This is a genomic window from Amycolatopsis sp. lyj-112 (assembly GCF_046549055.1).
Classification (GTDB): Bacteria; Actinomycetota; Actinomycetes; order Mycobacteriales; family Pseudonocardiaceae; genus Amycolatopsis.
In genome coordinates, this window is sequence record NZ_JAJPWS010000008.1 from 34,571 (window position 1) to 48,418 (window position 13,848).

Below are 13,848 nucleotides of genomic sequence, written 5' to 3' on the forward strand. Positions count from 1 at the left end.
GTGGCGGCCGTCATGCGATACCCGAACCCTTCGGACGTCACGGCGGTGATCACCGCGGCGGGAACGGTGATCGGCACGGTGGTGGGCGCCTTCTTCGGCGTGAACGCGGCATCGGCGGGCCGCGTCAAGGCGGAGGAGAGCCGGGACCAGGCGACGGCCGCTCTCGAAGGCGTTCGCTGATGCTCCTTTGTGGACTAGTCAGCCGAGCGCGTCGAGCAAAGCGAGGTCCGGGGGGACGAGCGTGGTCGAGAGCACCAGTTCCCGCAACAGGTTGTCGTTCAACGCGTTCCCCACCGGTTCGCCGACCTCTTCGCGTCGCAGGCCGTAAACCCCGCCCGAGGAAAGCCGTGTCCGCACGTCGATGACGAGGTGCTCGACGCGGCGGCTGGTCCAGGTCTCGTCAGGGCGGAGTTCGGCGAGCACCTCGGCCGTCTGCTGGCGGGACAGCGGCTGCGGGTTGAGGTCGTGCAGCAGGTACCGCTGCCCGAACACGACCAGGACCATCCGTTCCTCCGCGCTCAGGCGCCAGCGGCGAGGCGGCACGGTGACGTCACCGTGCCGGGTGGCGGGCTGCCCGCCGTCGGGCCCGGCGACGTACAACTCGAGCAGGTGCTCCCGTCTGCCCGAGCCGCGGACGAACAGCGGTGTGTAGCCGTCGGAGAGCGGCATCGGCTCCTCACCGACGGAGAGCCAGCGCGAGTTCGGAAGGCGGATGGGCAGCTGGCCGGTGTTGGCGACCCACCACTGCCCGCCGGTGAAGTTCAGCAGCCCGTGTTTGCGGCTGACCTGCAGATCGTTCTCGCCCACGCAGACGTCGACCTGGGGCCTGTTGCGCCCGAAGGAGATCTCGCTGCCCTCGCCGGGTTCGACGGACACGCCGCCCGCGAGCGTGAGGGCGAACACCGCGCCGGGAGCGGACTTGGGCACACCGAGCGCCAGGCTTTCGTGCGCCGTGGTGAGCCGCTTCATCGTGCCTCCTCGTTCGCCTGCCCCTGCCGTTCGCAGTATGCGCGACGCTGCCGGGGACCCGTCCCCGGCTTAGGCTGGCGGTTTCGATGGTCACGGGAGGGCGATCATGGCGCAACCACGGACCCGCATTTCGGCCACCGTGCTCGGCAGCCCCGAACCGCGCGCGCTCGCGGCGTTTTACGCACGCTTGCTCAGCTGGCCGGTCACCTACGATGAACCCGGTTGGGTGATGCTGAGGCCGCCGGGTGGCGGAACGGGCCTGTCGTTCCAGCACGAGCCCGCCCACGTGCCGCCCGTGTGGCCACCGGAAGCTGGTGCGCAGCAGATGATGCTGCATCTCGACATCGCCGTCGACGACCTGGACACGGCCGTCGACTGGGCCGTCGAAGGCGGTGCGACGCTCGCCGGCCACCAGCCACAGGAAGACGTCCGCGTACTGCTGGATCCGGACGGTCACCCGTTCTGCCTGTTCCCCGCCGACTTCTGAACCGGCGGCCGCCGCGCGAAAATCCGTACCCTGGGATCATGATTGACTTCTCCAAGGACACCGTCTTCAAACTGACGCCGTGCAAACCGAAGGACATCGCGCCGACGGTGCAGCCGATCATCATTCCCGGGGAACAGATCGTCTCGTCGTTCAAAGCGGTGCGCGACTTCGTGGTGTTCACGAACAAGCGGCTCATCGCGGTGAACGTGCAGGGCATGACGGGGAAGAAGAAGGACTTCACTTCGCTGCCGTACAACAAGATCCAGGCGTTCTCCATCGAGACCGCGGGAACCTTCGACCTGGATGCCGAACTGGACCTGTGGTTCAGCGGACTGGGGAACGTGCGGCTGGAGTTCCGGGGTTCGGACATCCGGGCGATCGGACAGTTGATCGCGACCCACACCCTCTAGTCGTGAGTGGTCGGTGCCGTGAGTCGTGAGTGTTTCGGGGCTGGTGGACCGTACGTGTCCCGGCCCCGCAATCGCGGCCGCCTGCTGAGGGTGTGTGGAAATAGGGACATCCAACGTCCCTATTTCCACACAGGTCCTTACCTCGGATCCGGGACAGGGGTACGGCGGGCTCGACCGCGGGCCGGGTAGTCGAGCTTGTGACTGTGTGGATTTTGGGACATCTGACGTCCCAAAATCCACACAGTCCCGCGACATCGGCCCGGTCGGTCAAGTAGGTCGACAAATCGGGGTCCGCTCTCACCCGAATGCCTAATCACGACTCCTTACATGTTGATCATGTGTCCTGCCAGTCCGTGCACAGCTTCCTTCACGGCCTCACCCAGCGTCGGGTGCGCGTGCACGTTGCGCGAGATCTCGTGCACCGTCAGGTCCCACTGCTGCGCCAAGGTCAGCTCAGGCAGCAGTTCGGTCACCTCCGGCCCGATCAGGTGCGCACCGAGAAGCTCGCCATGCGAAGCGTCGCTCAGGATCTTCACGAAGCCCACGGCCTCCCCAAGACCGTGCGCCTTTCCGTTGGCGCTGAAGGGGAACTTCGCCACCTGGACGTCGAAGCCCTTCTCCCTGGCCTGTTCTTCGGTCCAGCCGAAGCTGGCGATCTGCGGCTGGCAGTAGGTCGCGCGCGGGATCATCACGAAGTCGAGTTCCATGGTCTCGGCGCCCGCGATGGTCTCGGCGGCGACGACGCCCATGGATTCCGACGCGTGCGCGAGCATCAGTTTCGCGGTGACGTCGCCGATCGCGAAGATGTGCGGGACGTTGGTGCGGCCGCGGGAGTCGATGGCGATCGCGCCGCGTTCGGTCAGTTCGACGCCGGTCTTGTCCAGGCCGTAGCCCTCGACCCGCGGCTGGAAACCGATGGCCTGCAACACCTTGTCCGCTTCCAGAACGCGTTGCTCGCCGTTCTTCGACACGGTCACGAGCACCTTGTCGCCGGTGTCGTCGATGGCCTCGACCTTGGTGGAGGTCAGCACCTCGATGCCGAGTTTCCGGTACCGGCGCGCGAGTTCGGCGGAGACCTCGGCGTCCTCGAGAGGGACCATCCGGTCGAGGTATTCGACGATGGTCACCTTCACGCCGTAGTTGTGCAGCACGTAGGCGAATTCGACACCGATCGCGCCCGCGCCGGCGATGACGATGCTCTCCGGCAGTTCGCTTTCCATGATCTGCCGTTCGTAGGTGACCACGCGGTCGCTGCGCGTGGTGCCCGGCAGCAGGCGCGCGGTCGCGCCGGTGGCGATCACGCAGTGGTCGAAGGTGACCCGCTCGCCGTTGACCTCGAGGGTGTTGGCGTCGAGGAAGGTGCCGTGCCCGTCGTACTCGGTGATCTTGTTCTTCTTCATCAGGAAGTGCACGCCCTTGACGCGCCCCTCCGCGACCTTGCGGCTGCGCTCGTAGGCGGCCGTGTAATCGAAGGTGACCGTGCCCTCGACCTGGATGCCGAAGGATTTCGCTTCCTTGGTCACGATATGCGCGAGTTCGGCGTTGCGCAGCAGTGCCTTCGACGGGATGCAGCCGACGTTGAGGCACACCCCGCCCCAGTATTTCTCCTCCACGACCGCCGCCGTCAGCCCCAGTTGTGACGCCCGGATCGCCGCCACGTATCCGCCGACTCCGGCGCCCACGACCACGACGTCATAGTGTGCACTCATACTTCGAAACCTACCCCTCACCGGGACGGTCCGAAGGGTGAGACTGACGACTCAGGCGGGCGGGTGCTCGCCCCGGATCTCGACCAGCAGATCGGTCACCGCGGCCATGATCCGCTTCGTCGCCTCTTCCAGCACCTCGCGCGACGGCGAGGGCGATTCGAGGTCCGAAAGGTCCACCGGCGGGCCCGCGACCAGGGTCACCGTCTTGCGCGGGAAACCGCGGGGCAGCATGCCGCCTGCGGGCAGCAGGTGGTGTGTGCCCCAGTTCGCCAGCGGGATCACCGGCGCGCCGGTCTCCAGCGCGATGCGCGCGATGCCGGTCTTGCCGCGCATGGGCCACCCGTCCGGGTGGTCGGTGAAGGTGGCCTCGGGGAAGATCGTGACGCACTCGCCTTCACGCACGGCGCTGACGGCGTCGCGGTACGCGTCCGACGCGGTGGCCGCGCCGCGATAGACCGGGATGTGCTTGCCCGAGCGCATCACCGAACCGATGACAGGCGCGTCCCACAGGCTCGCCTTCGCCAGATAACGCGGCACTCGACCGTGCGCGAGGCAGAACGCCGTCACCGTCGTCGGGTCGGCGAACGAGAGGTGGTTCGACGCCACCAGGACCCCGCCGGACTTCGGCAGGTACTCGCCGCCGCGCACCCGGAACCGGGTGAACAACGCCAGGAACGGCCAGACGACCTCGATCGCGAGGCTGTACCAGAACCCCCGGCCGGCGCGGGCGAAGCGCCGGCCGAAGGCGATCATCTGGCGGAACGTCAACAGAGTGCCGTCACCGGAGACGGGGCTCAAGGCGGTCCAGCGTTCACGGGGTCTCAGCACCATGAGGGTAATTCGTAGCCGAAGCCGCTCCGGTTCGGCTGAAACCACGCGTGAACGCGGCGCGGATCACACGCGTTCGAGTACCACCACGGGGATCTCGCGGTCGGTCTTCTTCGCGTACTCGTTGTAGTCCGGCCAGACCGCGGCCAGCTTCTCCCACAGCTTCGCGCGCTCCTCGCCGTCGACCGTGCGGGCGCGGGCGGTGAACTTGTCCGCCTTGACCTGGGCCTTGACCTCGGGGTTCGCGATCAGGTTCTTGTACCAGCCCGGGTCTTCCGGTGCGCCGCCCTTGGAGGCCACGATCACCGGGTTGTTCGCGTCGTCGAACTGGTAGATGAGGGCGAACTTCCGGTCCTCGCCGGACTTGCGGCCCTTGGTGGTGAGGACGAGACAGGGCGCGCCCTTCTCCCAGTCGTGCCCCACCTCGCCATCGGTCTCTTCGTAGCGACGGACGTGCTCGTCACCGAAAAGCATGTCTGCGGTCCTCTCCTCGTCCTGGCTGCCAGCGATGCCCTGCCAGTCTGACGCGAATCGATCGGTGGCGCTGATCAACTCGTGCAGCGTGCCGGGCTCGTCGAACGCGTGACCCGAGTCGCCGACCATCACCAGTTCCGCGCCGGGCAGCATCTGGCTGAGCTCCCACGCGGTGATGGCCGGGGTGACCACGTCATAGCGTCCTTGGACCAGAACGCACGGGATTCCCTGGAGCTTCCCGGCGTCGCGAAGCAGCTGATCCTCGGCCAGCCAGCCGCCGTGCCGGAAGTAGTGGTTCTCGATCCTGGCGATCGCGAGAGCGAACTCGGGATCGCTGAAAGCGTCGATCACTTCGTCCTGCGGGAGCAGTTTGACCGTTTCCCCCTCCCAGCGGCTCCACGCGATCGCGGCCGGGCCGTGTACCGCGGGATCCGGGTGGTGCAGCAGTTCGTGATAGACCTCGATCAGGTTCTCCTGGCGACGCGAATACGGCACCGGGTCCAGGAATCGCGACCACGCTTCGGGGAAGAGGAAACCCGCTCCTCCGCCGAAGAGCCATTGCAGTTCCTTCACCCGCAGGGTGGCGACACCGCGCAGGACGAGTTCCGTGGTGCGTTCCGGATGCGTTTCCGCGTAGGTCAGCCCGAGCACGCTCCCCCAGGAGCCGCCGAAGACCATCCAGCGTTCGATCCCGAGGTGCTCGCGCAACCGCTCGATATCGGCGACGAGGTGCCAGGTCGTGTTGACCGAGAGATCGACGTCCGGCGTGGCACAGTTCGGGATGCTGCGCCCGCAGCCGCGCTGGTCGAAAAGGACGATCCGGTAGCGCGCGGGATCGAACAGCCTGCGATGTCTGGGACTCGAACCACCACCTGGGCCACCGTGCAGGAAGATCACCGGTTTGCCCTCGGGATCGCCGCTTTCCTCCCAATAGATCTCATTGCCGTCACCGACGGGCAACATCCCTTGGACGTAAGGTTCGATTTCCGGGTAAAGGTCGAACATGTCCGCCACTATGCCCGAAACGCCAGCTTGGAGGATCGATGAAGGCCCGGCCCCACGTGACGCTGGAAGATGTGGCGCGCACCGCGGACGTGTCGCTCGCGACAGCGTCCCGAGTACTCAACGGCACCGCCACCGTTCGCGGAGATCTCCGCGAACGGGTGATCGCCGCGGCAGCCGAACTCTCCTATACCCCGAATGCTCACGCTCAGGCTTTGGCCGGTGGCTCTCAGCCCACCGTCGGAGTGATCTGCCATGACGTCGGCGACCCGTATTTCGCCGCGATCGCGGGCGGTGTCATGCGGGTGGCGAGCGAGAACGATCTTCTGGTGATGCTCGCGAGCACCTTCCGCGACCCCGCCAAAGAGGTCGCCTATGTCTCGACACTGCGCGCCCAGCGAGCGTCGGCCATCCTCCTGATCGGCTCGGCCTTCGAGGACAAGGGGTGGGAGCGGGCCATGGCGGCGGAGCTGGAGCCGTACCGGCGCGGCGGCGGGCATGTCGCCGCGGTCAGCAGGCACCGCGGGCTCAAAGTGGACACCGTCCAGCCGGACAACCGCGGTGGCGGCGCCGCGCTGGCGAAGGAACTGTTGGCGCTCGGCCACCGGCGGTTCGCCGTGCTCGCCGGGCCGCGGAGCCTGACCACGGTCGTCGACCGGCTCGACGGGTTCGCCGCGGAACTGCGGGAAAACGGCGTCGACCTCGCCGAAAACGACATCGCCGAGGCGGCGTTCACCCGCGACGGCGGGTACGAGGCGATGAACGCCATCCTCGCCCGGCCCCGGAAGAAACGGCCGACGTGCGTGTTCGCGGTGACCGACGTGATGGCGATCGGCGCGATGTCGGCACTGCGTGACGCAGGGGTCTCAGTACCCGGCGAGATGTCGATCGCGGGCTTCGACGACATCCCCGTAGTGCGCGATCTCACGCCCGCGCTGAGCACGGTCGCCCTGCCGCTGGAACAGCTGGGCGAACGGGCCATGGACCTGGCACTCAAGGCCTCGCCCGGCACCCGGCCGCGTGTGGTGCGCATGTCCGGCGAGGTCGTCCTGCGCTCCAGCACCGCCGCGCCCGCTCGCTGAAACCCTTGTGTACCGCGCGTCCGGTGACTTAACGTGGGTCGAGAAAGCGCTTTCTCGCACCTCGCGCCCCGGAGACCCGATGACCTTGATCGCCCTGCCCACCGCCGACGGCGGACTGGAGGAGTGGACGCCGCAAGGGGTGGAAACCCCTGCGAAACCGGCATCACCACCGTCCTCCCGGATCGTCTACGCGGCCGCCCACGTGGTCGCCGACCCGCTCGCCGCCGCCGATCCCGAAGAAGGCGCCGTGCTGGACTGGGAGACGACGCTGGCCTTCCGCGAGCACCTGTGGTCCTGCGGTCTCGGCGTGGCCGAGGCGATGGACACCGCGCAGCGCGGGATGGGCCTGGACTGGGCGACCACGAAGGACCTCATCCGGCGCACCGGCGCGCTCGCGGCCGGGCGGCCGTGGGTGGCGGGTGTCGGCACCGACCAGCTTCCCGGCGGGGACGTGACCGCCGAGTCCATTGTGGACGCCTGGCGGGAGCAGCTGGACCTGGTCGGTGAAGCGGGGGCGATCCCGGTCGTGATGGCCAGCCGGGCGTTGGCCGCTTCCGCGTCCGGCCCGGAGGATTACCACGCGGCGTACGGGAAACTGCTCTCCGGCGCGGACCGTCCGGTCCTGCTGCACTGGCTGGGTGAGCAGTTCGACTCGGCACTGGCCGGCTACTGGGGCCACGCCGACGTCCGCGAGGCGGCCCGGGAACTGGGCAGGCTCTGCGCCGACCACGCCGGCACGATCGCGGGCGTGAAGGTCTCGGTACTCGACGCGTCGATCGAGACCGAGTTCCGCCGCGCGCTGCCGGACGGCGTCGCGTGCTACACCGGTGACGACTTCAACTACCCCGAACTGATCGCCGGGGACGAAAAGGGCCACAGCGAAGCACTTCTGGGCATCTTCGACCCGATCGCGCCGGTCGCCGGCGCCGCGCTCGCCCGGCTCGACGAGGGCGACACGGCGGGCTTCCGGGGACTGCTGGACCCGACGGTCGCGCTGTCGCGGGCGATCTTCCGTGCGCCGACCAGGAACTACAAGACCGGCGTCGTCTTCCTCGCCTACCTGAACGGGCACCAGGACCATTTCCGGATGGTCGCCGGCCGCGAATCGGCGCGGTCGATCACACATCTGGCCGAACTCCTGCGCTTGGCCGACCTCGCCGGTGTGCTCACCGATCCCGATCTGGCCGTCGCGCGGATGCGGCCGCTGCTAGCCGCGGCGGGGGTGTCCTGATGGACCGGTTGAGCCTGAACCAGATCACCACCAAGGCCTGGTCGCTGCCCGAAGCGGTGGCGGGCTGCGCCGAGGCCGGCGTCCGCTGGATCGGCCTGTGGCGGGACAAGGTCGCCGAGACCGGTGTCGAGGAGACGGCCCGGCTGCTCAAGGAGTACGACATCGGTGTGTCCTCCTTGTGCCGTGGTGGTTTCTTCACCGGGGTGACCCCGGAAGGGTCCCCTGTGGACGGTGTGGCGCAGACCCGCGAGGCGATCGACGAGGCCGCCGCGCTGGGTGCGGACGTGCTCGTCCTGGTCGTCGGCGGGGTGAACGGCGACCTGGCGACGTCCAGGCAGCGGGTGGCCGACGCGGTCGGCGAACTGGCGCCCTACGCCGGTGAGCGCGGGGTGCGGCTGGGACTGGAACCGCTGCACCCCATGCAGTGCGCCGAACGGTCGGTAATGTCCACAGTGGACCAGGCATTGGCGATCGCGCTGGAACACCCGGCGTATCAGGTCGGGGTGATCGTCGACGAGTTCCACGTGTGGTGGGACCCGCGGATCGAGGAGTCGATCGCCGCGTCGGCAGGCCGGATCGCCGGATTCCATGTCTGCGACCAGAAAGTGCCGCTGACGGACACCCTGCTCGGCCGCGCGCTGCCCGGCGACGGGCCGATCGACCACCGGCATCTGAAGGCGTGCGTGGAAGCCGCCGGGTACACCGGGCCGATCGAGGTCGAAGTGTTCGACGCCGACCTGTGGCGCCGCCCCGGTGGCGAAGTGCTGGCGGAGACCATCGAGGCGTACCGCGACCACGTCGCCTGACCCCTGACGAAAGTAAGGGCCACCGCTGCCGTTGGTGCGCTGTGAGTGAGGCCGTTGCTTCCTACCGTTCACGGTATGAATCAACGGCCTCTCTGATGGCTGGGCACGGCGCTGCTCCTGCTCGCCGTCCACACCGACTGGAACGTCCCCCTGGCCGCCTGGGTCTTCCCGGTCTTCCTACTCCGCTATGCGCGCCAGGCACCCGCCCGGCGCGCCGTCCTGATGGTCGGGCTCTCCCTCCTGATCGGGCAACTGTTCTGGCTGGGTGTCACCAGCCTGCTGTTCGTGCTTTCCGCGCTGTTCGCCTTCACCCTGCTCACGCTCCTGCAGACGGCGGCGTTCGCGGCCGACCGCCTGCTCGCCGAACGCGCCGGACCGCTCAGGACCCTGGTGTTCCCGACGACGCTCGTGGCAGGCGAATACCTGTTCACGCTCATCACCGGATTCGGGGATTTCGGCGCGCTCGGCAGCACCCAGTCCGGGACGCTGCCGCTGCTCCAGGTCGCGTCCGTGACCGGCGTGTACGGCATCACCTTCGTCCTCGCCTGGTTCGCCTCGGTGGTGAACACCGTTTGGGCGGAAGGATTCGCCTGGCCGCGCGTCCGGCGCACGGTGCTCGTCCACGCCTGCGTGCTCGGCCTGGTGTTCGCCGCCGGTGGTGCCCGGTTGCTGTTCGACGCGCCCGAAACCCGCACGGTCCGGGTCGCGGGGATCAGCCCCTCGGCGGACGCCGACCGGGCGAGTTCCGAGGCGCTGGAACGGATCGGCGTCAAGTACTGGCGCGCGCAGGAGGTGAGCGGCGCGGATCCGGGGGCCGTCGGCGCCGCGTTCGCCCCGATCACCGAGGACCTGGTGACGAGGACACGCCAGCAGGCGTCGGCGGGCGCGAAGATCGTGGTCTGGCCGGAAACCCACGCGCGCGTCCTGGAACGCGACCAGGCCTCGCTGCTGGCCCGGGTGGGCGCCGAGGCGAAGCAGGCCGGGATCCACGTCGAACTCGCCTACGCGCTCTACACCGCCCAAGCGCCGTACATCCGGAACGTGGCGGTGCTCGTCGACCCGTCCGGTGCGGTGCGGTGGACCTACGACAAAACGCATCCGACGCCGATGGAGCCGATGACCCCCGGCCCCGGCACGGTGCCGGTCACGGATTCGCCGTACGGACGAATCGCGTCAGTCATCTGCTACGACGCGGATTACCCCGGCCTGATGCGGCAGGCCGCCGACCAGGACGTCGCGCTGATGCTCGTCCCGGCGAACGATTGGCAGGGGTTCGCCGCCCTGCACGCGGAAAAGGCGGTGTTCCGGGCGGTCGAGAACGGATACGCGCTGTTCCGGCAGTCCACCCATGGGAATTCCACAGCCGTGGACAGCCAGGGGCGGGTACTCGGGCACGCCGCCTACTTCCGCACGGAGCAGCAGACCCTCGTCGCGGATCTGCCGGTACAGCCGAGGACGTCGACCGTCTACAGCGCGATCGGCGACGTGTTCGCCTGGCTGTGCCTCGCCGCGGCCGCGCTGTGTCCTTTATGGACATACAGCCGACGCGGGCGCGTGAGCCGTTAGCGCCTTGTTACACAACAAGTGTCGTTCGTAACTCTTTATCCGAAAAGAACAGTGTTCAACGGTTAAGCTCCCCCGCATGCCGAAGCTGCTGGTGGTGGAAGACGACGACGCGATCGGCGGCGTCCTCGAATCGACCCTGCGCCTGCACGGTTACGAGGTCTCTTGGCAGCGCGACGGCCGCACCGCACTCGCGGCCGCCGCGGCCGCGGACATCGATTTCGTCCTGCTCGACCTCGGCCTGCCGGACCTCGACGGCGTCGAGGTCTGCCGGCGGCTGCGCGCCGCGCTTCCCGGCGCCGTCCTGGTCATCCTGACCGCCCGGCAGGAGGAGATGGACGTCGTCGTGGGCCTCGAAGCCGGGGCCGACGACTACCTCACCAAACCCATCCGGCTCGGTGAACTGCTCGCCAGGGTGCGGGCGCACCTGCGGCGTGGCACGGCCCCGCCCGACAGCAGGCCGGCGATCGCCATCGGGCATCTGCAGGTGGACACCGCCGGACGCCGGGTCAGCGTCGGCGGCCGGGAGATCTCGTTGCGGGCCAAGGAGTTCGACCTGCTGGCCCGCCTCGCCGAACAGCCGGGCGTCGCGGTCAGCCGGGACACCCTGATGTCGGAGGTCTGGGACGCGCACTGGTACGGGTCCACGAAGACGCTCGACGTCCACATCGCCGCGCTGCGGCGGAAACTGACCGAGTCGGCACCGTCGCCCGAGCAGGCGCCGCGGATCTCCACCCTGCGAGGCCACGGCTACCGGCTCGAACAACCCTTCGAGGGCTAGACGAGTGATTCCGTGAAGATCCTCCCAGGCGTGATCAGGCACCGCACGCGCGTGATCACGCGCGTATCTCGCGTGACCAGACGCCGCACACGCGAGTGCGGTGTCTGATCACGCGAGTGCGGTGCCCAGTCACGCGAGTTCCGACGCAGGACCCTCAGTAGTCCCGGAGGTCTGAGACCTCGTCCCGGGACGCGAGTTGCGCGATCCGCGCCGACGCCGCCACGCACGACACGATCACCACCGCTCCCAGCATCGCGAAGTGGCCGTGGGGGAACGCTTCCCAGTCCATCGGTGTGAAGAGGATGAACAGCACGCCCAGCAGGTGCCCGGCGACCAGTCCCCCGCCTCCGACGATGAGCGCGTCGCCCGCGATGAACGCGGCCACCTGACGGCGTTTCCCGCCGAGCGTGCTCACGATCAGCAGGTCGCGGCGGCGTTCGTTGAGTGCCAGCCCGAAGGACGGGCCCGCCGCGGCGGCCGCGAGGATGAGCGAGGCCGCCAGATCCACCCTGGCGCCGCTGCAGCCGTCCCGGCTGAAGGCGGCCGAGATCGAGAACGCCACGGCCAGCGCGACCAGCACCACCGATCGCGCCAGCAAGGCGCTGCGCCACGAAATGGACAGCGCGAGCACGCCGGCGAGCCCGGACACGAGTGGCCGGAGTGCCCCGCCGATCACCCGCTTACCCTTGCGCAGCCCCAGCTCCACCAGCCGCCACAGCACCATCGTGCCGCCCGCCCAGCCGAGCACCGGCCAGAAGTACGCGAGCCCGAGCAGGACGAAGTCGACGCCGTAGGGCGACCACCAGGGCGGCCCGCCTTGGTGGGACTCGAAATACCACTCGCGCGCCACGGGAGGAAGGACGGTGACCGCCGCGAGCAGCAGCCCCGCCAGCAGCAAGAGAACGATTTCCCGGGCGACCGGGAGGCCGGGGTCCGCGAGGAAGCCGCCCGCCAAGGACAGCAGGACGCCGAGCACGCCACCGGCCACCCCGGCGACCATGGCCTCGGCCGAGGCCAGCCCGATCACCTGACCGCCGGTCGCGCCGCGGGCGCGCAGCAGGTCCTGGTCCGAGCGCAGCGAACCACCGGACGGCGCGGCCAGCAGCACGACGAGTACCGCCGCCGGTACCCACGGCGGCGCGGGATCCCCGGCCCAGCCGTGCACCGCGAGCAGCGTGACCACGATCGCGACGCCGGCCGCGGGCACGCCGAGCCGGGCGGGGCGCATGCGCACCACACCGCCGACCCACAACGCCATCGCGGCGATCACCGGTCCTGCACCAGCTTCCCGTCCACCATCGCCCAGTGGTCGTCGAACAGCCCGTCCGGGACCGGCTCGGCGGTGGCCAGCAGCAGGCCCGCGGCCAGCCGGTCCGCGGCACGCACCACCCGGTCCAGCAGACGCTCGGCGGCGGGCCGGTCCAGCCAGCCCGCCGGATCGTCGGCGAGGATCAGGCGCGGCGCCGGCGCGATCGCCCTGGCCAGCATGGCGAGCCGGATCTGCTCGGCGCTCAGGTCCCGGGGCGCCTGGCGCGCGAGGCCGGCGATCCCCATCAGATCCAGCGCGTGGTCGACGGCGTCGCGGACCGCGGTGCCGGTCCGGCCCGCGAGGACCAGCGGCAGGGCCACGTTCAGCCGGATGTCGAGGTCACGCAGCAGTCCGCCGTCCTGCAGGACCAGCCCGACCAGGTCGGGCCCCGGCGGCCCGGGGGCGAACACGGGCCATTCGACCGTGCCCGCCGTCGGCTTCTTCATCCCGGCGAGCAGGTGCAGCAGCGTCGTCTTCCCCGCCCCCGCCCGGCCGGTCACCACCGCTCTGGTCCGCGACCCGATCACGCAGCTGACCCCGTGTACCGCGACCACCGCGGTCAGCCCGGAGCCATAGGTGTGCGCCAATTCGTTCGCGCGGACCAGCGCTTCCGTCACGCCACTCTCGCGATCCGGTGCGCGGCGGCGGCGATCGCGGGGTCGCGCGTCGCCACGACGACGGCCGTCCCGCGCCGCGCGACGGCGCACAGCAGGTCCATGAGTTCGAGGGCGGCGAGCCGGTCCAGTTCGCCCGCCGGTTCGTCGGCGACGACGACGTCGGGGGCTCCGGCGAGCGCGACCGCGAGCCCGGCCCGGGCGCACTCCGTGGCCGACAACGCGGCGGGGTACGCACCGCCGCGGCCGGGCAGACCAGCCAGTTCGAGCAGGTCAAGGGCGCTTTCCGGGGCGCGGCGGGCGGCCATCCGGCGGGCCAGCGTCACGTTCTGTTCCACGGTGAGGTGGTCGAAGAGGTTCCCGCGCCTGAGCAGCACTCCGACCCCGGGGCCACCGACGGGGATCGCGTCGCCTCCGGCGGGCAGCACGGCTACACACTCGCCCGGGACGGCGTACCGGACGAGGGGGACGGATCCGGGCCCCGGGCCGGCCAATACGGCGGCTCGTCGGCGCATGGCCCCAAGGTAAGGCGAACGGGGTCAACATCGCCTTGATCTCAGGTCAACGGACGGCAAATTATCGC

General features: G+C 69.3%; 15 protein-coding genes. 8 read left to right on the forward strand and 7 right to left on the reverse strand.

Annotated elements, in window-relative coordinates:
• The first annotated feature begins 12 nt into the window (after nucleotides 1–12).
• The gene (locus ACLJRL_RS25185) at nucleotides 13–180 is read left to right on the forward strand and encodes a hypothetical protein (protein WP_410658737.1); all 168 of its coding nucleotides are present in this window, start codon (nucleotides 13–15) and stop codon (nucleotides 178–180) included.
• Nucleotides 181–198: 18 nt separating this feature from the next.
• On the opposite strand, the gene ACLJRL_RS25190 is transcribed toward ACLJRL_RS25185, so the two are convergent.
• Nucleotides 199–969, reverse strand: a complete 771-nt coding sequence (locus tag ACLJRL_RS25190; RefSeq protein WP_410658738.1) for an FHA domain-containing protein — start codon at nucleotides 967–969, stop codon at nucleotides 199–201.
• Nucleotides 970–1,075: 106 nt separating this feature from the next.
• Here ACLJRL_RS25190 and ACLJRL_RS25195 point away from each other — a divergent pair, with 106 nt between their 5' ends.
• Both ACLJRL_RS25195 and ACLJRL_RS25200 read left to right on the forward strand, forming a co-directional pair.
• Nucleotides 1,076–1,456 (forward strand): VOC family protein, encoded by a 381-nt coding sequence (locus ACLJRL_RS25195; RefSeq protein ID WP_410658739.1) that lies wholly within the window; start codon nucleotides 1,076–1,078, stop codon nucleotides 1,454–1,456.
• A 38-nt stretch (nucleotides 1,457–1,494) separates the two neighbouring features.
• Nucleotides 1,495–1,866: a PH domain-containing protein gene (locus ACLJRL_RS25200; protein ID WP_410658740.1), complete on the forward strand. Its 372-nt coding sequence runs from the start codon at nucleotides 1,495–1,497 to the stop codon at nucleotides 1,864–1,866.
• A 323-nt stretch (nucleotides 1,867–2,189) separates the two neighbouring features.
• On the opposite strand, the gene lpdA is transcribed toward ACLJRL_RS25200, so the two are convergent.
• The 3 genes from lpdA to pip form a co-directional block, all read right to left on the reverse strand.
• Entirely contained in the window at nucleotides 2,190–3,575 is a 1,386-nt protein-coding gene (gene lpdA / locus ACLJRL_RS25205) for a dihydrolipoyl dehydrogenase (protein WP_410658741.1), read from the reverse strand.
• Nucleotides 3,576–3,626: 51 nt separating this feature from the next.
• Nucleotides 3,627–4,406: a lysophospholipid acyltransferase family protein gene (locus tag ACLJRL_RS25210; RefSeq protein ID WP_410658742.1), complete on the reverse strand. Its 780-nt coding sequence runs from the start codon at nucleotides 4,404–4,406 to the stop codon at nucleotides 3,627–3,629.
• Nucleotides 4,407–4,469: 63 nt separating this feature from the next.
• A complete protein-coding gene (gene pip / locus ACLJRL_RS25215; RefSeq protein WP_410658743.1) occupies nucleotides 4,470–5,882 on the reverse strand; it encodes a prolyl aminopeptidase in 1,413 nt (470 codons plus the stop codon).
• 38 nt (nucleotides 5,883–5,920) lie between these two features.
• On the opposite strand from pip, the gene ACLJRL_RS25220 reads away from it, so the two are divergent.
• The 5 genes from ACLJRL_RS25220 to ACLJRL_RS25240 all read left to right on the forward strand — a co-directional run bounded on the left by ACLJRL_RS25220 (nucleotide 5,921) and on the right by ACLJRL_RS25240 (nucleotide 11,342).
• Entirely contained in the window at nucleotides 5,921–6,961 is a 1,041-nt protein-coding gene (locus ACLJRL_RS25220; protein WP_410658744.1) for a LacI family DNA-binding transcriptional regulator, read from the forward strand.
• 79 nt (nucleotides 6,962–7,040) lie between these two features.
• Entirely contained in the window at nucleotides 7,041–8,192 is a 1,152-nt protein-coding gene (locus ACLJRL_RS25225) for a dihydrodipicolinate synthase family protein (protein ID WP_410658745.1), read from the forward strand.
• Complete coding sequence (locus tag ACLJRL_RS25230; protein ID WP_410658746.1) at nucleotides 8,192–8,998, forward strand: sugar phosphate isomerase/epimerase family protein; 807 nt, start codon at nucleotides 8,192–8,194, stop codon at nucleotides 8,996–8,998. Before ACLJRL_RS25225 ends, ACLJRL_RS25230 begins: the two co-directional genes overlap by 1 nt.
• Nucleotides 8,999–9,115: 117 nt before the next feature.
• Nucleotides 9,116–10,564, forward strand: coding sequence for an apolipoprotein N-acyltransferase (locus tag ACLJRL_RS25235; protein ID WP_410659049.1), 1,449 nt, complete (start codon nucleotides 9,116–9,118; stop codon nucleotides 10,562–10,564).
• Between the two features lie 76 nt (nucleotides 10,565–10,640).
• A complete protein-coding gene (locus ACLJRL_RS25240) occupies nucleotides 10,641–11,342 on the forward strand; it encodes a response regulator transcription factor (RefSeq protein ID WP_410658747.1) in 702 nt (233 codons plus the stop codon).
• A 154-nt stretch (nucleotides 11,343–11,496) separates the two neighbouring features.
• On the opposite strand, the gene ACLJRL_RS25245 is transcribed toward ACLJRL_RS25240, so the two are convergent.
• The 3 genes from ACLJRL_RS25245 to ACLJRL_RS25255 are packed head-to-tail and all read right to left on the reverse strand — an operon-like array spanning nucleotide 11,497 to nucleotide 13,780.
• The gene (locus tag ACLJRL_RS25245; protein ID WP_410658748.1) at nucleotides 11,497–12,612 is read right to left on the reverse strand and encodes an FtsX-like permease family protein; all 1,116 of its coding nucleotides are present in this window, start codon (nucleotides 12,610–12,612) and stop codon (nucleotides 11,497–11,499) included.
• The gene (locus ACLJRL_RS25250) at nucleotides 12,609–13,268 is read right to left on the reverse strand and encodes an ATP-binding cassette domain-containing protein (protein WP_410658749.1); all 660 of its coding nucleotides are present in this window, start codon (nucleotides 13,266–13,268) and stop codon (nucleotides 12,609–12,611) included. The genes ACLJRL_RS25245 and ACLJRL_RS25250 overlap by 4 nt, the downstream gene beginning before the upstream one ends.
• On the reverse strand, nucleotides 13,265–13,780 hold the full coding sequence (locus tag ACLJRL_RS25255) for an ATP-binding cassette domain-containing protein (RefSeq protein ID WP_410658750.1): 516 nt from the start codon (nucleotides 13,778–13,780) through the stop codon (nucleotides 13,265–13,267). The genes ACLJRL_RS25250 and ACLJRL_RS25255 overlap by 4 nt, the downstream gene beginning before the upstream one ends.
• Nucleotides 13,781–13,848: the final 68 nt, after the last annotated feature.